The organism is Bradyrhizobium sp. GW821-FHT13H06 (assembly GCF_058803975.1).
On record NZ_JBXAPN010000002.1, the window covers coordinates 185,948 to 208,532 of the forward strand.

Here is a 22,585-nt window from a genome sequence, read left to right on the forward strand (position 1 = left end):
GATGGCCGGGCCGCGGAACATCAGCGTCAGCGAGGCAAGCCGCCCCGTGCTGCCGCGGCATGCCAAGCTGAAATATGACGAGACCCGAAAGGTCTGGGTGATCCTGGCGCCGGAACGGGTGCTGGCGCCCGACGAGATCGCGGTCGAGGTGCTGCAGCTCTGCGACGGCAAGCGCAGTGTCGGCGACGTCTCCGATCAGCTCGCGGCGAAATACGCAGCTCCCCGCGAGGCGATCCTGGCCGACGTCATCGTCATGCTGCAGGACCTCGCGGACAAGGGCTTTCTCACCGAGATCAGGGAGAAGACGTCATGAGCGACGTGACCATCCCACCCAGCGACAGCCTCGCGGTGCTGGAGAAGCAGCGCTCGACGGCGGAGACCTTCGGCATCCCGCTCGCGGTGCTGCTCGAAATCACCCATCGCTGCCCGCTGCAATGCCCCTATTGCTCCAACCCGGTCGAGCTCGACCGCTCGGCCAAGGAGCTGACCACCGGGGAGTGGAAGAAGGTCTTGAGCGAGCTCGCCGAGATCGGCGTGCTCCAGGTGCATTTCTCCGGCGGCGAGCCGACCGCGCGCAAGGACCTCGTCGAGCTGGTGAAGCACGCCAGCGACGCCGGCCTCTACACCAACCTGATCACCTCGGCCGTGCTGCTGACGCGCGAGAAGCTCGGCGATCTCGCGGATGCCGGGCTCTGCCACGTGCAGATCTCTTTCCAGGGCATCGAGGAAGGCCTCGCCGACCGCGTCGCCGGCTACAGGGGCGGCCACCGCAAGAAGCTCGAAGTGGCGAAGTGGACGCGCGAGCTCGATCTTCCGCTCACCGTGAACGCGGTGATGCATCGGCAGAACCTGCATCAGCTCCCTGACGTCGTCCAGATGGCGCTCGACCTCGACGCCGACCGGCTCGAGGTCGCCAATGTGCAATATTACGGTTGGGCGCTGAAGAACCGCGCCGCGCTGATGCCGACCGTGGCGCAGCTCGACGAGTGCACCCGCATCGTCGAGGAGGCACGCGAACGGCTGAAGGGCCGGCTGACGATCGATTACGTCGTGCCGGACTATTACGCGCTGCGGCCGAAGAAATGCATGGGCGGCTGGGGCCGGCAGTTCTTCAACATCTCGCCCGCCGGCAAGGTGCTGCCCTGCCACGCCGCCGAGAGCATCACCGGGCTCGACTTCGAATCCGTGCGCTCCAACCATTCGATCGCCTGGATCTGGCAGAACTCGGAGGCCTTCAACCGCTATCGCGGCACCGGCTGGATGAAGGAGCCGTGCAAATCCTGCGAATTCCGCGAGATCGATTTCGGCGGCTGCCGCTGCCAGGCCTTTGCGCTGACCGGGGACGCCGCCAATACCGATCCGGCCTGCGCGCTGTCGCCGCTGCACGAGACGATCTTCAAGCAGGCCGAGCGCGAGGCCGAGGGCGAGACAAACCGTTTCCTCTATCGCAATTTCGCCGGCGGCACTCTGGAATCCGAGAATGATGCCTGACGCCGACGCGGCCAGCGCGGTCAAACGTGCTGATCCCTTTGCGCCGCTGACCTCCGAGATGCTCGATGTCGGCGACGGCCACGAGCTCCATGTCGAGAGCGTCGGCCGCGCTGACGGAATCCCTGCGGTCTATCTGCACGGCGGGCCGGGCAGTGGCTGCCAGCCCGACCATCGCCGACTGTTCGACCCTGATCGTTTCTGCGCCGTATTGTTCGACCAGCGCGGCTGCGGCCGCAGCCGGCCCAAGGGATCGCGCGCGCACAACACCACGGCGCATCTGGTCGCGGACATGGAGAAGATCCGCGAGAAATTCGGCATCACACGCTGGATGCTGGTCGGCGGCTCCTGGGGCGCGACGCTGGCGCTGGCCTACGCCGAGGCGCATCCGGAGCGCGTCTCCGGCATCGCGCTGCGCGCCACGTTCCTCGGCACGCGGGCGGAGGTCGAGACGGCCTTCACCACGCGCCTGTCGCAGTTCTATCCCGCGCTCTACGAGGATTTTCTGAGCGTGCTGCCGCCGGAAGAGCGCGAGCAACCGGTGGGCGCCTATTGGCGCCGTATCCTGGATGCCGATCCTGCCGTGCACGGTCCCGCGGCGCGGGCCTGGCACGACGTTGAACGCACCCTGTCCGAGCACAAGCCAGCACGGACCCGGCTGGACCTCGCCGCGCTGAACGTCTGGCGCACACTGCCGGCGACGCCTTTCATGGAGGCGCATTATTTCGTCAACGACAGCTTCATGAGCGAAGACCAGCTGTTGCGAAACGCGCATCGGCTCGCCGGCATTCCCGGCATCATCGTACAGGGCCGCTATGACCTGTTGTGTCCTCCCGGGACATCCCAGGCGCTCGCGAAAGTTTGGCCGGGTTCCGAGATTCGCGTCGTGGAAGAGGCCGGACATTCGCTCTATGATGGCGGCGTGAGGGATGCCGTCATGAAGTCGATCGCCGACCTCGCATCGAAGATCGGGCATTAGGGTCTATCTCCTCATCCTGAGGAGCGCTCGGAGAGCGCGTCTCGAAGGATGAAAGGCCGAGATGCAGCAGCGGGGCCTGCATGGTTCGAGACGGCGATTACGCGCCTCCTCACCATGAGGGTCTGGGTTCGCATGGGAAGGACAACAAGAAAATGCCGCTCGCCGCGAAAGGCATGCTGCTGACGTCGATGAATATCGACGCAGCCGACGAGGCCGATTTCAACCGCTGGTACGATCGCGAGCATCTGGAAGAGCGCGTCGCGATCGAGGGGTTCCTCGAAGCGCGGCGCTATGTCGCGCATGCCGCCAATCCCAAATATCTCTGCCTGTACTCGACCGCGACGCTCGACGTGCTCGACAGCCCCGCCTATCGGGCGCGGCTCGCGAACCCGACCGACTGGTCGCGGCAGACCATGGCGCGCTTCAAGGACATGCTGCGCGTCGTCGCGCGCATCACCATCAGCAACGGCACCGGACGAGGCGCAGCGCTCGGCCTGGTGCGGCTGCGGCCGACGCCCGACAATGCCACGTCCTGGCGTGATGCGCTGCAAGAGAAGCTGGCGCCGGACAAGTGCGACGGCATCATCTCGATGCATCTGCTCGAAAGCGAGCCCGAATTGTCGGGTGCGACGGCAGGAATTCCGGCGACGAGTAACGAAGGCGCGCGCGACTGGTTCGTGCTGATCGACGGCACGCATGTCGGCGCAGTCTCGGCCGTGATCGCCGAGCGCTTCACCGGTCCCGCTGCTGCGCCCCTCCCGCTTCCGATCTCGGTCGGCACCTACTGCCTGATGTGGGACCTCGCGAAGAGCGATATCGCCCGCGGCTGAGGCAGTCATCCGCAACGCAATATATTGCACCGCACATGCTGCGCGCGGGCGTTAATGCTCTGCGCGCGCAGCTCCCATGAAAGGCGATGATCGCGCAACTTTGCCGTTGTACTTCGGAACGGTTCTAATAAGCTAACCCAATGACGTCATTCAGAAACCAGATCGAGACGCGTTAAGCGTCCGCCAAGCTCAAACAAAAAAGGCCGCGGGGTCTTTGAGCCTGCGCGGACAGGGTAGGAATGAAACCGACCGATATCGCGGCCCCCGACTACTTTCACAAAGTGGTCGATTGCCAATGGGCCTGTCCTGCGCACACCCCCGTTCCCGAATACATCCGACTGATCGCACAAGGCCGCTACAGCGACGCCTACATGATCAATTGGAAGTCGAACGTGTTTCCCGGAATCCTGGGACGCACCTGCGACCGTCCCTGCGAGCCCGCGTGCCGCCGCGGACGCGTCGAGGAGACTCCGGTGGCGATCTGCCGCCTCAAGCGGGTCGCCGCGGACTTCAAGGACGACATCAGGCAGCGCCTGCCGCGGCCCGCGCCGAAGAACGGCAAGCGTGTCGCGCTGGTGGGTGGCGGTCCCGCTTCGCTGACGGTGGCGCGCGATCTCGCGCCGCTCGGCTATCACTGCACGGTGTTCGATGCCGATCCGGAAGCCGGCGGCATGATGCGCACGCAGATCCCGAAATTCCGCCTGCCCAACTCCGTGATCGACGAGGAGACCGGCTACATCCTGGGTCTCGGCGTCGACTTCAAGGGCGGCCACCGCATCGACAGCATGAAGGCGCTGCTCGCGGAGAAGTACGACGCCATCTTCGTGGGCTCCGGCGCGCCGCGCGGCCGCGAGCTCGACATTCCCGGGCGCAAGGAAGCCGCCGGCAACATCCATATCGGCATCGAATGGCTGGCCAACGTGTCGTTCGGCCATGTCGACAAGATCGGCAAGCGCGTGATCGTGCTCGGCGGCGGCAACACCGCGATGGATTGCTGCCGAACCGCGCGCCGCCTCGGCGGCGAGAAAGTCACGGTGATCGTGCGCTCCGGTTTCGAGGAGATGAAGGCCTCGCCGTGGGAGAAGGAGGACGCGATCCACGAGGATATTCCGATCCTCAACTACATGGTGCCGGTGGCATTCAAGCAGGTCGCCGGCAAGCTCATCGGCGTCACCTTCCAGCACGTCAAAGCCGAATATGACGCCAAAGGCCGCCGTAACCTCGTGCCTTCGGGCGACCCCGATCAGACCATTCCCTGCGACGACGTGCTGGTCGCGGTCGGCCAGGAGAATGCCTTCCCCTGGATCGAGCAGGATTGCGGCATCGAGTTCGACAAATGGCACATGCCCAAGGTCGATCCGAACACCTTCGTCTCGACCAACCCGAAGGTGTTCTTCGGCGGCGATGCCGCGTTCGGCCCGAAGAACATCATCTGGGCGGTCGCGCACGGCCATGACGCCGCGCTGTCGATCCACAAGATGCTTTCGGGTGAGGATATCAGCGAGCGGCCGCTGCCGGAGGTGCATGTCTCCTCGCAGAAGATGGGCATCCACGAATGGAGCTATGACAACGACATCTCCGTCGACAAGCGCTACAAGGTGCCGCATCGCGACAAGGTCGTCGCGCTCAAGGACATCCGCGCCGAGGTCGAGCTCGGCTACGACGTCAAGCTCGCGCTCGGCGAAGCGCATCGCTGCCTGAACTGCGACGTACAGACGGTGTTCTCCACCTCGCTCTGCATCGAGTGCGATGCCTGCGTCGACATCTGCCCGATGGATTGCATCACCTTTACGGGCAACGGCGAGGAAAGCGACCTGCGCCAGCGCCTGAAGGCGCCTTCACTCCATCCGGACCAGGACCTCTACGTCTCCAGCGACCTCAAGACCGGGCGGGTGATGGTCAAGGACGAGGATGTCTGCCTGCATTGCGGGCTATGTGCCGAGCGCTGTCCCACCGGCGCCTGGGACATGCAGAAATATTTGATCGAGATGACCTACGCAGGTTCGACATGTCCGACAAAAAGCCGATCAGCAGCGTAAACGACTTCGTCGTCCGCTTCGCCAACGTCAACGGCTCGGGCTCGGCCAGCGCCAACGAGATGTTCGCCCGCGCGATCCTGCGCCATGGCGTGCCGGTGTCCCCGCGCAACATCTTCCCCTCCAACATCCAGGGCCTGCCGACCTGGTACGAGGTGCGGGTGACGGAAGCCGGCCATCTCGGCGCCCGCGGCGGCGTCGACATGATGGTGGCGATGAACCCGCAGACCTGGGACAAGGACGTCGCCGGCATCGAGCCCGGCGGCTATCTGTTCTACGATTCCACCAAGCCGATGCCGTCGACCAAATTCCGCGACGACATCACCGTGATCGGTGTGCCGCTGACCGCGATCACCAATTCGACCTACACCGATCCGCGCCAGCGCCAGCTGTTCAAGAACATCATCTATCTGGGCAGCCTCAGTGCGCTGCTCGACATGGACCCGAAGCTGATCGAGCAGCTGATCGGCGAGCAGTACAAGGGCAAGGAGAAGCTGCTCTCCTCCAACGTCCACGCGCTGCATCTCGGCCGCGACTGGGCGCTGCAGAACCTGAAATGCCCGATCGGGCTCAGGGTGAAGAAGTCCGACAAGGTCGGCGACCGCATCTTCATCGAAGGCAACAGCGCCGCCGCGCTCGGCGCGGTCTATGGCGGCGCGACCGTGTGCGCCTGGTACCCGATCACGCCGTCCTCGTCGGTGGCGGAGGCTTTCACCGCCCACTGCAAGAAGTACCGGCACGATCCGGAGACGGGCAAGGCGAAGTACGCGATCGTGCAGGGCGAGGACGAGCTGGCTTCCATCGGCATCGTCATTGGCGCGTCCTGGAACGGCGCCCGCGCCTTCACCGCGACCTCGGGCCCCGGCATCTCGCTGATGACGGAATTCATCGGCCTTTCCTATTTCGCCGAGATCCCTGCCGTGATCATGAACATCCAGCGTGCCGGCCCCTCCACGGGCATGCCGACCCGCACCCAGCAATGCGACATCATCGCCTGCGCCTATGCCTCGCACGGCGACACCAAGCATGTGCTGCTGTTCCCGGAAGATCCCGCCGAGGCGTTCGAGTTCGCGGCGGCCGCCTTCGATCTCGCCGAACGGCTCCAGACCACGATCTTCCTGATGCTCGATCTCGACATCGGCATGAACCACCGGCTCTGCCGTCCGCTGAAATGGGACGACGCCCGGCAATACGACCGCGGCAAGATCATGACCGCACAGATGCTGGAAGAGGGGCGCGACTTCGGCCGCTATCTCGACGTCGACGGCGACGGCATTCCCTACCGCACCTATCCCGGCACCCATCCGACCAAGGGCTCCTACTTCACCCGCGGCACCTCGCGTGATCGCTATGCGCGTTACTCCGAGGAAGGCACGGTCTACGCCGACAACATGCAGCGCCTGGTGCGCAAGTTCGAGACTGCGCAGGATCTCGTGCCGCGGCCGCTTCAGGCCAATGCGGAACGACCGACCAAATATGGCGTGATCTATTTCGGCTCGACCTCGCCGGCGATGGACGAGGCGATCGGATTGCTCGAGGCCCGCGGGCATCAGCTCGACCGCCTGCGCATCCGCGCCTTCCCGTTCCATTCGAGCGTCGCGAGCTTTCTCGCCGAGCACGACTTCGTCTACGTGGTCGAGCAGAACCGCGACAGCCAGCTCCGCCAGCTGATCGTCAACGAGAACGGCATCGATCCCGTCCGCCTCGTGCCGATCGTGCATTACGACGGCTCTCCGATCACCGCCCGCTTCATCGCAAAAGCCATTGGCGACCACCAGGATCACCTCAAGGTGACCCCGCTCCGCAAGGCCGTGTCATGACACGCGATTCTCTCTCTCCGCCGTCATGCCCGCGCTTGTCGCGGGCATCCACGCCTTTCTTCTCTCCGGCCAGGACGTGGATGGCCGGGACAAGCCCGGCCATGACGAGGCTGGGACTACGGGTGCTCGCATGACCTACATCGCAAAGCCGAAATTCCATCATCCGGGCCTGAAGAAGAACGAGCTCGGCTACACGCATCGCGACTACGAGGGCAAGATCTCGACGCTGTGCGCCGGCTGCGGCCACGATTCGATCACGGCCTCGATCATCGAGGCCTGCTACGAGCTCTCGATCGAGCCGCACCGGGTGGCGAAGATCTCCGGCATCGGCTGCTCGTCGAAGACGCCGGACTATTTCCTCGGCAATTCGCACGGCTTCAACTCCGTGCACGGCCGTATGCCCAGCGTGCTCACGGGCGCCAACCTCGCCAACCGCGACCTGATCTATCTCGGCGTCTCCGGCGACGGCGATTCCGCCTCGATCGGTTTCGGCCAGTTCGCGCATTCGATCCGGCGCGCCGTCAACATGACCTATATCGTCGAGAACAACGGCGTCTACGGCCTGACCAAGGGCCAGTTCTCGGCGACCGCCGACCGCGGCTCGAAGAGCAAGAAGGGCGTCACCAATACCGACAACGCCATCGACCTCGTCGCCATCGCCCTGCAGCTCGGCGCCACCTTCGTCGCCCGCTCGTTCTCGGGCGACAAGACCCAGCTGGTGCCGCTGATCGCAGCCGCGATCCGCCACAAGGGCGCGTCCTTCATCGACGTCATCAGCCCCTGCATCGCCTTCAACAATCACGCCGGCTCGACCAAGAGCTTCGACTATGTCCGGGAGCACAACGACGCGGTGAACCGGCTCGACGTGCTGGTCGGCCGCGATCCGATCGCCGTCGATTACGCGCCGGGCACGGTGCAGGTGGTCGAGCAGCACGACGGCAGCAGGATTGCGCTGCGCAAGATCGATGCCGACTACGATCCGCATGACCGCCTGGGGGCGATGACCTTCCTGCAGAAGCACGCCGCCAAGGGCCAGATCGTCACCGGCCTGCTCTATGTCGATCCCGACGCAGACGACATGCACGAGCATCTCAATACGGTCGAGACGCCGCTCAACAGCCTCGAGGCGGACTCGCTGTGCCCGGGCTCGGCGGTGCTGGACAAGTTCAACGCCAGCCTGCGGTGATCATCGGCGCCGGACCGAAACGGGCTGCCTGACTCGCACGGTGATCTTCTCGGACACGACAGGCGGCTCGAATGGATAGTGCTTCGCATCGCCGAGCACCAGCTGCAGCGTGTGCGTGCCGGGCGGAAGCTCGAGAAGAGTCTCGGTCTGCCCGGCTCCGAAATGCAGATGGGACTTGTCCTGCGGGATCGGTTCCTTGGGATCGATGGGAGCGTTGACGTCGACCAGCAAATGATGATGACCGGCGTTCTGGTAGTCGTCGCCGGCATGCGTCACGCCCATGTTGCGCAGGCCGAACCGGACCCAGAATCCACCCCGGATCTTCTGCCCGTCCTGCGGCGTGATGAAATAGAGCTTCGCGTCCTTGGGAGCGGTCTTGCCCTGAGAGTAAGCCGTGCCCGGCAGCAATGCGAGCGCCGCCGCCAGCGCGGCGCAGCAAATGATCTTCATCAAACCTACTCCAGCTCAAAAACCGCGATGCGACCAGGAAGAATCGTCATCGCGCTTTAGGTTATTGTTTGAGCATGATCCTTTCGGAACAGCGCTGCACGCTTTTCCGGATCATGCGTCAGGGACTGAGCGCGATCCGGAATCCATGCGTGGGATAACGGACATTGGTATCGTAGCCATCGCGATTGGACGGCCGCACGTATCTCGAATCGTTCTTCCAGGAGCCCGAGCGCAGGACATGCGATGAGCAGTCGCCGCTCGTCCATGCCGAACCGTCGACCGGCGCACCCTGATAGTTCTTGTGCCAGCAGTCCTCGACCCACTGGTCGATGCCGCCGCCCATGTCGTGGAGCCCGAATGGATTGGGCTTGAAGCTGCCGACCTTCGCCGGCTGCTCGGCGGCGAGGTCGCCGCAGTCCTTGCATCCGGCCATGCCCGGCTGGAGCTTGTCGCCCCACCAATACTTGGTTTGCGTTCCGCCGCGGGCCGCATATTCCCATTCGGCCTCGCTTGGGAGCCGGTACTGCTTCTTCGTCGCCTGCGACAGAAAGGAGGCATATTGCTGCGCGTCGGTCCAGCTCACGTTGCTGACCGGCGCATCGTCCTTGCCGGTCGCGGTGAAACCGCACGCGCCCGCAGCCGCGCATTCGTTCCACTCCCGCACCGTCACCGGATATTTTCCGATCGAGAACGGCTTGACCGTGACCTGGTGGACGGGACGCTCGGTCGGATCATCATTGCTTCCCATCGCGAAACTGCCGCCGCGAATGGCGACCATTTCGGGCTCGCGCACTGGCGTCGCGGACGCGCTTGGCGCCGGCGCGGGCGATGAAGGCGCCGAAGCCAAGGAGGGAGATGGTTGCGGCGCCTGCGTCGCCGCTTCGCGCGGCGGAGCTTGCGGGACCGGGGACGGCGCCGGAGAAGCGGCGGGCGTTGCGACCTGCTCGCCCACCCTGCCCTGAGGCTGTGCCAGCAAATACCAGAGTGCGCCGGCGGCAATGACGAGCAGCGTGATGCCCAGCAGAAAGATCAGCGTGTTCTCGCGCCGGCTTCTTGTCTTGCCGACGGCATCGGCATCCGGCAGCACCCGATAGACGCGCACGGGATCGGTGATGTTCTTGACCTTGCGATCGCCGAGCGACTCATAGCCGCACACGACCTTGTGCTTGATCTGTTCGTAGATCGCGCCGGAGATGTAGACCTGCCCCGGTTCCGCGATGCCCTCGATACGCGTGGCGATGTTGACGCCGTCACCATAGATGTCGTCCGGCTCCACGATGACATCGCCGAGATTGACGCCAATCCGATATTCGAGCCGGGAATGCTTGGGAAGCGAGGCGTTGCGGCCGATGAGATTCTGCTGGATGACGATGCTGCATCGAACGGCCTCCACGGGACTGTCGAAGATGGCGATGAAGCCGTCGCCGGTCGTCTTCACCAGGCTTCCATGGTGCTCGATGATGCTGGGCTGGATGAGATCCCGCTCGATCCGCTTGACGCGAACATGCGTGCCTTCCTCGTCGGCCTGCATCAACCGACTGTAGGAAGCGATGTCACCGACGATGATCGCGGCGAGTCGACGAGGCACTCCGCTGTGCGACGGCGGCTCATCCTGACTTCCGGATCTGAAGTTGCGAATTTCGCCCATGCGGGGGGACTCCAGAAACTGCGAGGCAGCCCCAGCTTACGACAGCCAAAGGCGGCCGTCTGTGAAGGCTATCACATTGACGAACCGAGACAATGTCGCAGCGATCGCCGGCGTCGGGTTCCGTCGGACCAAGGCGCTGCATCCATTGAACCTTCTTGATCGCAGCAATGACTAAGGCGCGGCCGGAGCCTGCTGGCCCGTGTCCCCTGAAACGCGGCTACACGCGCGACGTGCGAACGTTGAACGCGGTGCATCTGCCGGGCGTCTAACGGACAGCGATTCTATTGTGCTGCGATAAGGTCGTCACATGAAGCTCTTCCTCATTGCTGCCCTGGCTTTCGCTGCCCTGACCGGCGTCGCCCACGCCGATGAGGCCGACAAGGTCCGGGAGACCACAAAGGCCGAAGCCGACGCCTTCAATGCGCGGCTCCATGCGGGGACGCCCGGCGTCAAGTCCTATGCCTGCTTCGTCCGTCGCTACGATGCCGAGCATCTGGCGCGGCACCCCAAGCAGAAGGTGGCTTCCATGAAGCTGCTGATCTCGGCGGAAACCGACAAGGAGGACAAGCAGCTGCGCAATTCCTTCCGTCTGGGTTTTCGCTATCGCCATCGCTCCGGCGATTTCGACTCCAGCGGCTCGTGCGGCAGCCACGCGGTGCTTCTCAGCCAGGGGGACGAGGTCCGCCTGGGCTGCGGCGTGGACTGCGAAGGCGGCGGCATCGAAGTGGCTCTGTCCAAGGACAACAAGTCCGCGATCGTCCGCCTCGAGCGGATCAGGGTCTGGCAGAACAACAAGCCAGACGACGACGCCGAGCAATCGCTGGTCGCCGGCGCCGACGACAAGATTTTCCGTCTCGACCGCACCGACAACAGCGAGTGCGCCTCGCTCGTGACCGACCGCAAGGAGCTCGCCGCACTGCGCCACAAGTGATATCTGTCGCGCGAGCTCAGTGCAGCCGAAGGAGATCGCCATGAACCGACGGAACATCTTGTGGAGCGCCGTCTCGGCCCTGGGCGCGGCGCTGGGCGCCTCCAGCGCGAAAGCTGCGACGGAAGCCGGCACGGGCAACAAGCTGAAGGTCGTCTATCATCTCAACGATGCTGAGAAGGTCAGTTTCGTGCTCGGCAACATCCAGAACCACATCGATGGCGTCGGTGGTCCCGAGCACGTGACCCTCGCGCTGGTGATCCACGGGCCGGCGCTGAAGGCGTTTCACGCCGCGCAGGCCAATCCCGATGTCAGCAGGCGTGTCGGCGCGTTCTCCAAGGACGGCGTCGAGCTCGCCGCCTGCGGCAACACCATGAAGGCGCAGAACGTGACGCTGAAGGAGCTGCTGCCTGGCTTCGTCAGCGCGGAGAACGGCGGCGTGGTCCGCCTCGCCGAATTGCAGTCGCAGGGGTATTTGTATCTGCGGCCTTAAAGTCACTGCACTTGCCACGAGAGGGGTGCGCTCCCTGCCCCGCCTGCGCAGGGCTATCGCATATGAGACGTGGCTATGGGTACCGACTGTTTCCACAGCGTCATGGCCGGGCTTGTCCCGGCCATCCACGCCTTTCCACGCAGCACAAAGAACGTGGATGCCCGGGACAAGCCCGGGCATGACGACCTCTGCAATATTCATATGCGATTGCCCTCCCCCGCCTGCGGGGGAGGGTTGGGGAGAGGGTGTCTCGGCAATGGGACAGGCCCCTAAAAGAAAGAGCCCTCACCCGGCGCACGGGACGATGCTGCGCATCGACCGGGCGCGCCGACCTCTCCCGCAAGCGGGAGAGGTAAGAGCAGCCCGCGGATGCCTTTCGCTTCAAAGCTACCAGCGCCGCCAGTCCCACTTGACTTACCCATAACTCCACGGTTATGAATTAAATCATAACCTACGAGTTATGGATCTATGTCTGCCACTCACGACCTCCTGTTCCGGACGCTCGCGGATCCGACCCGGCGGGCAATCTTCGAGCGGCTATGCCGCGAAGGGGAGCAGACGGTCGGGGCACTGACGGCGCGATCTGGCGTGTCCCAGCCGGCTGTATCGAAACATCTCGGCGCCTTGAAGCAGGCTGGCCTGGTGCGCGACCGCCACGAGGGAAGGCAGACCCATTACAGCGCGCGGCCCGGTGCGCTCAATCCGCTGATCGACTGGACCGGCCAGATGGCCGGCTTCTGGCAGAACCGGCTCGACGCGCTCGACGATCTCCTGAAGAGGATGGACCAATGACCCAAACCGCGACCGAGAAGCGTTCAGTCGTCATCGAGCGCGAATTTGCCTATCCGGCTGAACGGATCTGGCGCGCGCTGACGCAGCCGCATCTGATCGAGGAATGGCTGATGAAGAACGACTTCAAGCCGACCGTCGGTCATCGCTTCAACCTGCGCGGCGAATGGGGCGGCGTGCTGGACTGCGAGGTGCTCACCATCGAGCCGCAGAAGACGCTCGCCTACACCTGGAATTTCTCCCATGAGGACGCCGCGTTCGACCTGAAGAGCGTTGTGACCTTCACGCTGACGCCGACGAACACTGGCACGCATTTGCGCGTCGAGCAGGCGGGCTTCAGCCCGACGCAGAAGCAGGCTTTCGGCGGCGCGCATGCCGGCTGGAAGCAGTTTTTGGCAAGGCTGGACGACGTGCTGGCGCGGGCAGGCTAGCTCCGCCGGCGCCAGTTCCAATCGGTTGCAAGGGAGGACCCAATGAGCACGCATATGTGGATTCGGCAGATTCATCGCTGGCTGTCGATGGCCTTCACGCTCGCGGTCATCGCCAACATCGTGGCGATGATCATGCAGGTTCAGGCCGTGTGGATCGGCTTCCTCGCGCTCGTGCCGCTGATTCCGCTGCTCGCGACCGGACTCTATCTGTTCGCGCTGCCCTATGTCCGCCGCGGCACCCGCGTGAACGAGGCGCGATGATGAAGACGGCGAAGAAGACTGGCGCGAAGGACGCGAATGCGGCATCGCCTTCCAGGATGATCGACGGCCGGATCAAGGAGCTCGGCGACTGGCGCGGCGAGATGCTGGGGCGGATCCGCGGCCTGATCAGGGAGGCCGACCCAGATGTGGTCGAAGAGTGGAAATGGCGCGGCGTTCCCGTGTGGGAGCACGACGGCATCATCTGCACCGGCGAGACCTACAAGGAAGTGGTGAAGATGACCTTTGCCAAGGGCGCGGCGCTGGAGGATCCGACAGGCCTGTTCAACTCCAGCCTCGATGGAAATGTGCGCCGCGCGATCGATATTCGCGAAGGCGAGACCATCAACGAGAAGGCGTTGAAGGCGCTGATCCGCGCCGCGGTGAAGCTGAACGCGTCGAAGAAGAAGCCGAGCAGGAAGCAACCGGCGTAGAGCGCAATAGGTTGACGTTGATCGCTCTTGGTAGCCGCGGGCGGGCCTTAACCTCTCCCGCTTGCGGGAGAGGTCGGCGCGTAGCGCCGGGAGAGGGTTCTCTCCTCTGGGGGAGTCCCACTGCGGAAATACCCTCTCCCCAGCCCTCCCCCGCAAGCGGGGGAGGGAGCGCACCTTTCATCGGAGCGCGAGCTGAAGCTCAATCATCAAGTGCCCGCAGAGCCAGCCGCCTCAGGCCACCGCGGCGGGAATCGGACGCGGGCTCACGACGTATTCGCGCAGGACCTTGTCGTTGGCATCGACCTCGATCAGCGCGACGTCGTAGGTCCAGAGATCGGCGAGATGCTGGAGCACGCGCTTGGCGTCGGTCTCGTTGAGCTGGGAGCCCTTGATGACGTGATGATGCAGGATCAGCCGGCGGTCGCCGGACAGATCGACGTCGACCACCTCGATGTTGGCGTCGATGAAGCCGACATCGTGCTGCCGCGCCAGCTCGCGGCGGACGCGGCGGAAACCGCGCTCGTCATGGATGGCATCGACGCGGATGCCGGCGCGCTCCTCGGGATCGTCGTGCAGATGGAACATGCGGAAGTGCCGCATCAATTTGGGACTCAGGAATTGGCCGATGAAGCTCTCGTCGCGATAATTGGCCCAGACGTCGCGCAGCACGCCCATGACGTCGCCCTTGCCGGCGATGTCCGGGAACCATTCGCGGTCCTCGTCTTCCGGCCTGGTGACGATGCGCTCGATGTCCTGCATCACGGCAAAACCGAGCGCATAGGGGTTGAAGCCCGAGAAGCGCGGGTCGTCGAACTCGGGCTGGAACACCACGTTGGTGTGCGATCCCAGGAATTCGAGGAAGTTGCCGTCGGTGAGGCGACCTTGCTCGTGCAGCCTGGTCATGATGCGATAGTGGACGTAGGTCGCCGTCCCCTCGTTCATCACCTTGGTCTGGCTCTGCGGATAGAAATATTGCGCGATGTGGCGGACGATGCGCAAGAGCTCGCGCTGCCAGGGCGCCAGCCGCGGCGCGCTCTTCTCCAGGAAATAGAGCAGGTTCTCCTGCGGCAGGCCGAGCAGCTTGCGGCGGCGCTCGATGCTGAGCGTCGACCGGCTCTTGGCGACGCCCTTGGGCACCGTGCGCCAGAGATCGTTGAAGACCTCCTCCTCGTGCTGGCGGCGGCGCCCTGCCCGCTTCTCCTCGGCGCGCAGATCGAGCTTCTTCTTGCCGGGATAGCGGTCGATGCCGTGCGACATCAGCGCATGCGCGGCATCGAGCGTGCGCTCGACCTCGATGCGGCCGTAGCGGTCCTCGCACTGCATGACGTAGTTCTTGGCGAAGTCGAGATAATCCAGGATGCCGTCGGCATCGGTCCACTGCTTGAACAGATAATTGTTCTTGAAGAAATGGTTGTGGCCGAAGGCCGCGTGCGCGATCACCAGCGTCTGCATCGTCGCCGTGTTCTCCTCCATCAGATAGGAGATGCAGGGCGAGGAATTGATCACGATCTCATAGGCGAGCCCCATCAGGCCCTTGCGATAGGACGCCTCATGGAAGGCAAAGTGCTTGCCGAACGACCAGTGCTTGTAGAACAAGGGCATGCCGACCGAGGAATAGGCGTCCAGCATCTGCTCGGCCGTGATGACCTCGATCTGGTTCGGATAGACGTCGAGCCCGAGATCCTTCAGCGCCACCTCCTCGCAGGCATCGGTGATGCGCTGCAAGGTGTGGAAATCCCAATCGGCGCCTTCGAACAATCGTTCCGTCATGGAGCAGTCTTCTCCTGGGCAGTTTCGCGGCGCTGGAACAAGTCGTGGAACACCGGAAAGATCTCGCTGCGCTCCGAGACCTTGCGCATCGAGAGCGGTGCGCCGTTGTTGCGCAGGCGCTCGTAGAGGGTCCAAAGCGAGGAGTCGGAGAGATCGAAGGCGCTGCCGCCTGCTTCCCCGACCTCGAGATAGGCAAAGAACTGGCAGACCGGCAGGATCTTCTCGGTCAGCAGGAGCCCCGTGAGCTCGCCGTCGGAATAGGAATTGTCGCCGTCGGAGGCTTGCGCGGCGTAGATGTTCCAGTCCGACGGGTTGAAGCGCTCGCGCACGATCTCATGCATCGCCTGGAGCGCGCTGGAGACCAGCGTGCCGCCCGAAGCCGGGCCGTAGAAGAAGGTCTGCTCGTCCACCTCCTCGGCGCGGTCGGTGTGGCGGATGAAGACGATCTCGACATGCTTGTAGCGGCGCTTCAGGAACACGTAGAGCAGCATGTAGAAGCGCTTTGCCAGATCCTTCATGTGTTCGGACATCGAGCCGGAGACGTCCATCAGGCAGAACATCACGGCCTGCGCGACGGGCTTCGGCACCGTCTCGAAGCGCCGGTAGCGGATGTCGAGCGGATCGATGAAGGGAATGCGCTTGGACTTCGCCTTCAGCCTTTCCAGCTGAGCGACCAGCTCCGCGCGCTCGTCCTCGTCCGTGCATGCTTCGATCGCGGCTTCCAGCTCCTCGATCTCGTCCTTGCGGGGACGCTTGAGCGCGATGCGGCGCGCAAGCGCGAGCTTCACCGTCCGGCTCACCGAGATGTTGGCGGGCGAGCCCGACATGGTGTAGCCGGCGCGCTGGATGCCCTCGCTCTCGGTCTGCGCGATCTTGCGCTTGGCGAGATCCGGAAGCTCGAGGTCGTCGAGGAAGAGATCGACGAACTCGTCCCGGCTGAGCACGAAGCGGAAGGCGTCCTCGCTGTCGCCTTCGCCGGGACCGGAATCCTTGGCGCTGCCCTGGCCGGAGCGCTGCAGATAGTCGCCTTCGACGAACTTCTTGTTGCCGGGCAGGACCATGTCCCGCGTTCCGCCTTCACGGCGGAAGCGCGGCTCGTGCATGCCGTCGAGCGGAATCGTGACCTCACCACCCTCCAGGACGTCCTTGATGTCGCGTTCCTGCGAGGTCTTCTTGACGGCGCCCTGCACCAGGGACTTGGCCCGACGCAAGAACCGCTGACGGTTCTCAAGACTCTTGCCGCCTGGATTCAGGCGCCTGTCAATGATGTGGATGGGCACTTTTCCATTCGCCTCCCAGGCGCCTCAACCGGCCTGCTTCACGCGCATGTACCATTCGACGAGCCGGCGAACCTGACGCTCGGTGTAGCCGCGCTCCACCATGCGTGCCACGAACTCGCCGTGCTTCTTCTCCGTCTCGCCGTCCTTCTTCGACCCGAAGGAGATGACCGGAAGCAGGTCCTCGACCTGGGAGAATATCCGCTTTTCGATCACATCGCGAATCTTCTCATAGGAGGTCCAGGTCGGATTCTTGCCGCCGTTCTGGGCCCGCGACCGTAACGAGAATTTGACGACCTCGTTGCGGAAGTCCTTGGGGTTGGCAATCCCCGCCGGCTTCTCGATTTTCGTCAGCTCCTGGTTCAAAAGCTCGCGATCGAGCAGCTGGCCGGTGTCGGGATCCTTGAAGTCCTGGTCCTCGATCCAGGCGTCGGCATAGTCGACGTAGCGATCGAACAGGTTCTGGCCATAATCCGAGTAGGATTCGAGATAGGCCTTCTGGATCTCGTTACCGATGAACTCGGCATAACGCGGTGCCAGATCCGCCTTGATGAATTCGAGATAGCGCTTTTCGACCTCCTCGGGCAACTGCTCGCGCTTGATGGACTGCTCCAGGGCGTACATCAGATGCACGGCGTCGGCGGCGACCTCCTGCGGATCGTGGTTGAAGGTCGCGGCCAGGATCTTGAAGGCGAAGCGGGTGGAGACGCCGTCCATGCCCTCATCGACACCGGCGGCATCGCGATATTCCTGGACGCTGCGCGCCTTCGGATCGGATTCCTTCAGGCTTTCACCGTCATAGACCCGCATCTTGGCGTAGATCGTGGAGTTTTCATGCTTGCGCAGCCGCGACATCACCGAGAACCGCGCCAGCGTCTCCAGGGTCGAGGGTGCGCAGGGCGCAGCCGCGAGCTCGGAGCCCTGGATCAGCTTCTCGTAGATCTTCTGCTCCTCGGTGACCCTGAGGCAGTACGGCACCTTGATGACGCAGATGCGGTCGATGAAGGCTTCGTTGTTCTTGTTGGCCTTGAAGCTCGCCCACTCCGCTTCGTTGGAGTGCGCCAGGATGACGCCGGTGAACGGGATCGCGCCGATGTTCTCGGTGCCGATGTAGTTGCCTTCCTGCGTTGCGGTCAGCAGCGGGTGCAGCATCTTGATCGGCGCCTTGAACATCTCGACGAACTCGAGCACGCCTTGGTTGGCGCGGTTGAGGCCGCCGGAATAGCTGTAGGCGTCGGGATCGTTCTGGGCGTAGGTCTCGAGCTTGCGGATGTCGACCTTGCCGACCAGCGAGGAGATGTCCTGGTTGTTCTCGTCACCGGGCTCGGTCTTGGCGATCGCGACCTGGCGCAGCCGCGACGGCTGGATTTTTGCGACCCGGAACTGGGAAATGTCGCCACCGAAGGCCTCGAGCCGCTTGTAGCACCATGGGCTCATCAGGCCGGTGAGACGACGGCGCGGAATGCCGTACTTCTCTTCCAGCATCGGGCCGAGCTGATCGGGATCGAACAGGCTGAGCGGGCTTTCGAACACGGGCGAGAGTTCGTCGCCGGCCTTGAGCACGTAGATCGGATGCACTTCCATCAGCGACTTCAGCCGCTCGGCGAGCGAGGACTTGCCGCCGCCGACCGGGCCGAGCAGATAAAGGATCTGCTTGCGCTCCTCCAGGCCCTGCGCCGCATGACGGAAGAAACCGACGATGCGCTCGATCGTTTCCTCCATACCGTAGAAGCCGGCGAAGGCCGGATAGGTGCGGATCGTGCGGTTCAAAAAAATACGGCCAAGGCGTGGGTCCTTGGCCGTGTCAATCGTCTGGGGCTCACCGATCGCCGCTAGCAGTCGTTCGGCCGCGTTCGCGTATTTCATGGGATCGCTTCGACACGACTCCAGATATTCCGCCATCGACATGTCGTGCTGGCTTCTCGCCTCGAACGACCGAGCGAAAGCGTTGAATAAAGAATCGTTGTACATGATCCCTCTCCGCGTGAGTTCCGCTACAAGCTGAAACGAAAGCAGTTACCGGACCGTTCCTCAGGCCGTTTCGAATCAGCGTGAGCACATGACGATCATTGGACACCCGGGTGCCAACTCGACGCAACGCACAACGTAGGCACTCTCTGAGTTACGAACAGGCACATGCCTGTAATTTGTGCGAATCTTTGTCTATATTGGCTCATTTCCAGAAAATGTCACTCGGTCGCAACATCCGGGCATTCCCGGGGATACGTCCATCCGGCAATGCAGCATAGCGATCCGGGCGCGGCGATCTTATGACACTTGTACGGCGAAGCCTTGTACGCCGAGCCTTGGGGACCGCGTTCATCTTCCTGCTGCAATGCAGTGCGCGGGCTGCTGGCAGCGTGACAGTCGCGGCAAGCGCGCAGCAGTGTATCAAAATCGGTCGCCAGGCCCTCCGACCGGATGACGATGCGATCATCCCGCGGCTGCGGCATGCTTCAACCGAAATGTCGGCGCGATGCCGACATTGCCATCGTCGTCTCGTCGTCGCTGAGACCATCCCACCAGTCGATGGCAAGCCTTGCGCTGAGCAAGATCATGGCAAGGCCCGTCGCGACCAGCAGCCGCAGTCGCGTCGCGCATCGACTGGAATTTGAGATCACGCAATCCGTCGGCGCTGACCGCAGACGCACCCCATCGCTGGCTGTCGGCAACGGCCAGCGCCAAATCTTCATGACGGGGAACATGTGTTTTCAGCATGGCCCTTCGCGGCCACACGACATCACAACACCCGCCTGGATCGCCATGATCGCGACGGAGTTACACCGGAGGGTATGACGCACATACCCTTGATTGGTTCCCTCCCGGGAGCATGTAAGCTAGAGGATAGCGCGTCAGGACCGGCGCGGAAACCCCCTCGTCCGCAGGCTTGGAGAAAATAAGCATCATGAATCCCGTCAAAGAACTGGAAAAGCACGGACAAGCGGTCTGGCTGGACTTCCTGGCCCGTGGCTTCATCGCCAAGGGTGACCTGAAGCGGCTGATCGACACCGACGGCGTCAAGGGCGTCACCTCCAATCCGTCGATCTTCGAGAAGGCGATCGGCAGCTCCGACGAATACGATGCCCCGATCGGCAAGGCGCTGAAGCGCGGCGACCGGAACGTGGCCGACCTGTTCGAGGCCGTCGCGGTCGAGGACATCCAGAACGCCGCCGATGTGCTCCGCCCGGTCTATGACCGCCTCAAGGGCGGCGACGGCTATGTCAGCCTGGAGGTCTCGCCCTATCTCGCGATGGACACCGCCGGCACGGTCGCCGAGGCGCGGCGACTCTGGAAGGACGTCGGTCGCAAGAACCTGATGGTGAAGGTGCCGGCAACGCCGGAGGGCCTGCCGGCGATCGAGCAGCTGATCGGCGACGGCATCAGCATCAACATCACGCTGCTGTTCTCCAAGGCGGTATACCTCGAGGTGGCCGAAGCCTACATCGCCGGCCTCGAAAAATACGTCGCAGGCGGCGGTGACCCCTCGCATGTCGCGAGCGTGGCGAGCTTCTTCGTCAGCCGCATCGACTCGGTGGTCGACAAGCAGCTCGACGAGAAGATCGCGCGCGCCAACGATCCGTCCGAGAAGGAACGGCTCGCCGCACTCAAGGGCAAGGTCGCGATCGCCAATGCCAAGCTCGCCTATCAGGACTACAAGCGCCTGTTCTCGGGTCCCCGCTGGGAGAAGCTCGCCGCCAAGGGCGCCAGGCCGCAGCGCATGCTGTGGGCCTCCACCGGCACCAAGAACAAGGATTACAGCGACGTCCTCTACGTCGAGGAGCTGATCGGTCCCAACACCATCAACACCGTGCCGCCGGCGACGCTGGATGCGTTCCGCGACCATGGCAAGCCGCGCGACAGCCTGGAGGAGAACATCGAGGACGCAAGGCGCGTGCTGGAGGAGCTGGAGCGCTCCGGCATCTCGCTCGAGGCGATCACCGAGGAGCTGGTCAAGGACGGCGTCAAGCTGTTTGCGGATGCCGCCGACAAGCTCTACGGCGCCGTCGCGCACAAGCGCGCGGTCGTGCTCGGGCCCGCACTCGACCGCCAGCTTCTCTCGCTCGGCGACGGGCTGGGCAAAGCCGTGGCCAAGAGCACCGAGGACTGGCGGGCGGCCGCCAAGATCCGCAGGCTGTGGCAGCGCGACAAGTCGGTCTGGACCGGTGCGGACGAGGACAAATGGCTGGGCTGGCTCGACAGCGCGGCCAAGGCCGACATTGCCGATTACGAGGACTATGCGGGCCGCGTGAAGGGCCAGAAATTCTCCGATGCCGTCGTGCTCGGCATGGGCGGATCGAGCCTGGGGCCCGAGGTGCTGGCCGAGACCTTTGGCAAGAAGCCCGGCTTCCCGAAACTGCATGTGCTGGATTCCACCGATCCGGCGCAGGTGCGGGCGATGGAGGCGAAGATCGACATCGCCAACACCGTGTTCATCGTCTCCAGCAAGTCCGGCGGCACCACAGAGCCGAACGCGATGAAGGACTATTTCCATGAGCGGGTTGCCGAGGCCGTCGGGCCGAAGGTGAAGACCGGCCATCGCTTCATCGCGGTGACCGATCCCGGCTCGTCGCTGGAGAAGGCGGCTAAGAAGCTGAGCTATGCCCGCATCTTCCATGGCGAGCCCTCGATCGGCGGCCGCTATTCGGTGCTATCGCCCTTCGGCCTCGTGCCGGCGGCGACCGCGGGCGTCGACGTCAAGACCTTCATCAAGCATGCGCTGGCGATGGCCCGCTCCTGCGGGCCGGACGTGCCGCCCTCCGAGAACCCGTGCGTGCAGCTTGGCCTCGCCATGGGCCTCGCGGGCCTCGAGGGCCGCGACAAGGTGACGATCCTGGCGTCGAAGAAGATCGCCGATTTCGGCGCCTGGGCCGAGCAGCTCATCGCGGAGTCCACCGGCAAGGAAGGCAAGGGCCTGATCCCGATCGAGGGTGAGCCGCTCGGCGATCCCAGCGTCTATGGCAACGACCGGTTCTTCATCGACATCCGTGTCGACGGCGAAGCGGACGCTGCCCATGACTCCAAGCTTGCCGCGATCGAGGCGGCGGGCCATCCCGTCGTGCGCATCGTCATGAAGTCGATCGAGCATCTCGGCCAGGAGTTCTTCCGCTTCGAAATGGCAACCGCCGTGGCGGGTTCGATCCTCGGCATCAACCCGTTCGACCAGCCGGACGTGGAAGCGGCCAAGATCAAGACCCGTGAGCTCACCGCCGCGTTCGAGAAGACCGGCGCGCTGCCGGAAGAGCAGCCGGTGGTCAGCACCGACGAGGCCGATCTCTACACCGACGAAGCCAACGCCACCGCACTGCGCGCCGCCGGCGCCAATGGCGACCTCACCTCCTGGCTGAAGGCGCATCTCTCCCGCTCGAACCATGGCGACTATGTCGCCCTGCTCGGCTATATCGCGCGTGACAAGGCGACGATCGACGCGCTCCAGGCCATGCGGCTCGAAGTGCGCGAGAAGCGGCACGTCGCGACCTGCGCCGAGTTCGGACCGCGCTTCCTGCACTCCACCGGACAGGCCTACAAGGGTGGCCCCGACAGCGGCGTGTTCCTCCAGATCACGGCTGACGATGCCAGGGATCTGCCGGTGCCGGGGCAGAAGGCCAGCTTTGGCGTCATCAAGGCGGCGCAGGCACGCGGCGATTTCGACGTGCTCACCGAACGCGGCCGGCGTGCGCTGCGTGTGCACCTGAAGGGCGGAGTCAAGAAAGGCCTCGCGGCGCTCAATGCGGCGCTCAACGACGCGCTGAACTAAGGGAATCTCTCAC

20 protein-coding genes are annotated in these 22,585 nt (G+C 63.9%); 14 read left to right on the forward strand and 6 right to left on the reverse strand.

What is annotated here, in order from left to right:
- The first annotated feature begins 1 nt into the window (after window position 1).
- The 7 genes from pqqD to AC1RQP_RS07755 all read left to right on the forward strand — a co-directional run bounded on the left by pqqD (window position 2) and on the right by AC1RQP_RS07755 (window position 8,339).
- Entirely contained in the window at window positions 2-313 is a 312-nt protein-coding gene (gene pqqD, locus AC1RQP_RS07725) for a pyrroloquinoline quinone biosynthesis peptide chaperone PqqD (protein WP_126255155.1), read from the forward strand.
- Window positions 310-1,491: a pyrroloquinoline quinone biosynthesis protein PqqE gene (pqqE, locus tag AC1RQP_RS07730; RefSeq protein WP_492936510.1), complete on the forward strand. Its 1,182-nt coding sequence runs from the start codon at window positions 310-312 to the stop codon at window positions 1,489-1,491. Before pqqD ends, pqqE begins: the two co-directional genes overlap by 4 nt.
- Window positions 1,481-2,467 (forward strand): prolyl aminopeptidase, encoded by a 987-nt coding sequence (pip, locus tag AC1RQP_RS07735; protein WP_492936511.1) that lies wholly within the window; start codon window positions 1,481-1,483, stop codon window positions 2,465-2,467. The genes pqqE and pip overlap by 11 nt, the downstream gene beginning before the upstream one ends.
- Window positions 2,468-2,619: 152 nt before the next feature.
- Window positions 2,620-3,297 carry a hypothetical protein gene (locus AC1RQP_RS07740; protein ID WP_492936512.1) on the forward strand — a complete coding sequence of 226 codons (678 nt, stop codon included), beginning with the start codon at window positions 2,620-2,622 and terminating at the stop codon, window positions 3,295-3,297.
- A gap of 239 nt (window positions 3,298-3,536) precedes the next feature.
- A complete protein-coding gene (locus tag AC1RQP_RS07745) occupies window positions 3,537-5,336 on the forward strand; it encodes an FAD-dependent oxidoreductase (protein WP_492936513.1) in 1,800 nt (599 codons plus the stop codon).
- The gene (locus tag AC1RQP_RS07750) at window positions 5,306-7,153 is read left to right on the forward strand and encodes a 2-oxoacid:acceptor oxidoreductase subunit alpha (RefSeq protein ID WP_239626638.1); all 1,848 of its coding nucleotides are present in this window, start codon (window positions 5,306-5,308) and stop codon (window positions 7,151-7,153) included. Before AC1RQP_RS07745 ends, AC1RQP_RS07750 begins: the two co-directional genes overlap by 31 nt.
- A gap of 130 nt (window positions 7,154-7,283) precedes the next feature.
- Complete coding sequence (locus AC1RQP_RS07755) at window positions 7,284-8,339, forward strand: 2-oxoacid:ferredoxin oxidoreductase subunit beta (RefSeq protein WP_239626640.1); 1,056 nt, start codon at window positions 7,284-7,286, stop codon at window positions 8,337-8,339.
- Here the strand turns inward: AC1RQP_RS07755 and AC1RQP_RS07760 are convergent, their stop codons facing one another.
- Window positions 8,340-8,789, reverse strand: coding sequence for a DUF4399 domain-containing protein (locus AC1RQP_RS07760; RefSeq protein ID WP_239626642.1), 450 nt, complete (start codon window positions 8,787-8,789; stop codon window positions 8,340-8,342).
- Between the two features lie 118 nt (window positions 8,790-8,907).
- Window positions 8,908-10,437, reverse strand: a complete 1,530-nt coding sequence (locus tag AC1RQP_RS07765) for an SUMF1/EgtB/PvdO family nonheme iron enzyme (protein ID WP_492936514.1) — start codon at window positions 10,435-10,437, stop codon at window positions 8,908-8,910.
- A 307-nt stretch (window positions 10,438-10,744) separates the two neighbouring features.
- Between AC1RQP_RS07765 and AC1RQP_RS07770 the strand changes: the two genes are divergently transcribed.
- The 6 genes from AC1RQP_RS07770 to AC1RQP_RS07795 all read left to right on the forward strand — a co-directional run bounded on the left by AC1RQP_RS07770 (window position 10,745) and on the right by AC1RQP_RS07795 (window position 13,770).
- A complete protein-coding gene (locus tag AC1RQP_RS07770) occupies window positions 10,745-11,368 on the forward strand; it encodes a hypothetical protein (RefSeq protein WP_239626646.1) in 624 nt (207 codons plus the stop codon).
- A gap of 40 nt (window positions 11,369-11,408) precedes the next feature.
- Window positions 11,409-11,858, forward strand: a complete 450-nt coding sequence (locus AC1RQP_RS07775; protein WP_492936515.1) for a DsrE family protein — start codon at window positions 11,409-11,411, stop codon at window positions 11,856-11,858.
- A 468-nt stretch (window positions 11,859-12,326) separates the two neighbouring features.
- Window positions 12,327-12,650 (forward strand): ArsR/SmtB family transcription factor, encoded by a 324-nt coding sequence (locus AC1RQP_RS07780; RefSeq protein ID WP_028177515.1) that lies wholly within the window; start codon window positions 12,327-12,329, stop codon window positions 12,648-12,650.
- Window positions 12,647-13,078, forward strand: coding sequence for an SRPBCC family protein (locus AC1RQP_RS07785; RefSeq protein ID WP_492936516.1), 432 nt, complete (start codon window positions 12,647-12,649; stop codon window positions 13,076-13,078). Before AC1RQP_RS07780 ends, AC1RQP_RS07785 begins: the two co-directional genes overlap by 4 nt.
- 42 nt (window positions 13,079-13,120) lie before the next feature.
- The gene (locus AC1RQP_RS07790; RefSeq protein WP_492936517.1) at window positions 13,121-13,339 is read left to right on the forward strand and encodes a hypothetical protein; all 219 of its coding nucleotides are present in this window, start codon (window positions 13,121-13,123) and stop codon (window positions 13,337-13,339) included.
- Entirely contained in the window at window positions 13,339-13,770 is a 432-nt protein-coding gene (locus AC1RQP_RS07795) for a DUF1801 domain-containing protein (protein WP_492937115.1), read from the forward strand. Before AC1RQP_RS07790 ends, AC1RQP_RS07795 begins: the two co-directional genes overlap by 1 nt.
- A 231-nt stretch (window positions 13,771-14,001) precedes the next feature.
- Here the strand turns inward: AC1RQP_RS07795 and AC1RQP_RS07800 are convergent, their stop codons facing one another.
- The 4 genes from AC1RQP_RS07800 to AC1RQP_RS07815 form a co-directional block, all read right to left on the reverse strand.
- Entirely contained in the window at window positions 14,002-15,540 is a 1,539-nt protein-coding gene (locus tag AC1RQP_RS07800; protein ID WP_492936518.1) for a SpoVR family protein, read from the reverse strand.
- Complete coding sequence (locus tag AC1RQP_RS07805) at window positions 15,537-16,814, reverse strand: YeaH/YhbH family protein (RefSeq protein ID WP_239629379.1); 1,278 nt, start codon at window positions 16,812-16,814, stop codon at window positions 15,537-15,539. The genes AC1RQP_RS07800 and AC1RQP_RS07805 overlap by 4 nt, the downstream gene beginning before the upstream one ends.
- Window positions 16,815-16,844: 30 nt before the next feature.
- Entirely contained in the window at window positions 16,845-18,788 is a 1,944-nt protein-coding gene (locus tag AC1RQP_RS07810; RefSeq protein WP_239626676.1) for a PrkA family serine protein kinase, read from the reverse strand.
- A 462-nt stretch (window positions 18,789-19,250) separates the two neighbouring features.
- Window positions 19,251-19,535 (reverse strand): hypothetical protein, encoded by a 285-nt coding sequence (locus AC1RQP_RS07815; RefSeq protein ID WP_492936519.1) that lies wholly within the window; start codon window positions 19,533-19,535, stop codon window positions 19,251-19,253.
- A gap of 187 nt (window positions 19,536-19,722) precedes the next feature.
- Here AC1RQP_RS07815 and AC1RQP_RS07820 point away from each other — a divergent pair, with 187 nt between their 5' ends.
- A complete protein-coding gene (locus AC1RQP_RS07820; RefSeq protein WP_492936520.1) occupies window positions 19,723-22,572 on the forward strand; it encodes a bifunctional transaldolase/phosoglucose isomerase in 2,850 nt (949 codons plus the stop codon).
- Window positions 22,573-22,585: the final 13 nt, after the last annotated feature.

What these genes read in the sequence shown, in the direction of transcription:
- pqqD (WP_126255155.1), top strand. Translation starts at nt 2, where the DNA reads ATGGCCGGGCCGCGGAACATCAGCGTCAGCGAGGCAAGCCGCCCCGTG.
- AC1RQP_RS07760 (WP_239626642.1), bottom strand. Translation starts at nt 8,789, where the DNA reads ATGAAGATCATTTGCTGCGCCGCGCTGGCGGCGGCGCTCGCATTGCTG.
- AC1RQP_RS07810 (WP_239626676.1), bottom strand. Translation starts at nt 18,788, where the DNA reads ATGTACAACGATTCTTTATTCAACGCTTTCGCTCGGTCGTTCGAGGCG.
- AC1RQP_RS07770 (WP_239626646.1), top strand. Translation starts at nt 10,745, where the DNA reads ATGAAGCTCTTCCTCATTGCTGCCCTGGCTTTCGCTGCCCTGACCGGC.
- AC1RQP_RS07775 (WP_492936515.1), top strand. Translation starts at nt 11,409, where the DNA reads ATGAACCGACGGAACATCTTGTGGAGCGCCGTCTCGGCCCTGGGCGCG.
- AC1RQP_RS07750 (WP_239626638.1), top strand. Translation starts at nt 5,306, where the DNA reads ATGTCCGACAAAAAGCCGATCAGCAGCGTAAACGACTTCGTCGTCCGC.
- AC1RQP_RS07765 (WP_492936514.1), bottom strand. Translation starts at nt 10,437, where the DNA reads ATGGGCGAAATTCGCAACTTCAGATCCGGAAGTCAGGATGAGCCGCCG.
- AC1RQP_RS07755 (WP_239626640.1), top strand. Translation starts at nt 7,284, where the DNA reads ATGACCTACATCGCAAAGCCGAAATTCCATCATCCGGGCCTGAAGAAG.
- AC1RQP_RS07785 (WP_492936516.1), top strand. Translation starts at nt 12,647, where the DNA reads ATGACCCAAACCGCGACCGAGAAGCGTTCAGTCGTCATCGAGCGCGAA.
- AC1RQP_RS07820 (WP_492936520.1), top strand. Translation starts at nt 19,723, where the DNA reads ATGAATCCCGTCAAAGAACTGGAAAAGCACGGACAAGCGGTCTGGCTG.
- AC1RQP_RS07795 (WP_492937115.1), top strand. Translation starts at nt 13,339, where the DNA reads ATGAAGACGGCGAAGAAGACTGGCGCGAAGGACGCGAATGCGGCATCG.
- pqqE (WP_492936510.1), top strand. Translation starts at nt 310, where the DNA reads ATGAGCGACGTGACCATCCCACCCAGCGACAGCCTCGCGGTGCTGGAG.
- AC1RQP_RS07790 (WP_492936517.1), top strand. Translation starts at nt 13,121, where the DNA reads ATGAGCACGCATATGTGGATTCGGCAGATTCATCGCTGGCTGTCGATG.
- AC1RQP_RS07815 (WP_492936519.1), bottom strand. Translation starts at nt 19,535, where the DNA reads ATGCTGAAAACACATGTTCCCCGTCATGAAGATTTGGCGCTGGCCGTT.
- pip (WP_492936511.1), top strand. Translation starts at nt 1,481, where the DNA reads ATGATGCCTGACGCCGACGCGGCCAGCGCGGTCAAACGTGCTGATCCC.
- AC1RQP_RS07800 (WP_492936518.1), bottom strand. Translation starts at nt 15,540, where the DNA reads ATGACGGAACGATTGTTCGAAGGCGCCGATTGGGATTTCCACACCTTG.
- AC1RQP_RS07745 (WP_492936513.1), top strand. Translation starts at nt 3,537, where the DNA reads ATGAAACCGACCGATATCGCGGCCCCCGACTACTTTCACAAAGTGGTC.
- AC1RQP_RS07780 (WP_028177515.1), top strand. Translation starts at nt 12,327, where the DNA reads ATGTCTGCCACTCACGACCTCCTGTTCCGGACGCTCGCGGATCCGACC.
- AC1RQP_RS07740 (WP_492936512.1), top strand. Translation starts at nt 2,620, where the DNA reads ATGCCGCTCGCCGCGAAAGGCATGCTGCTGACGTCGATGAATATCGAC.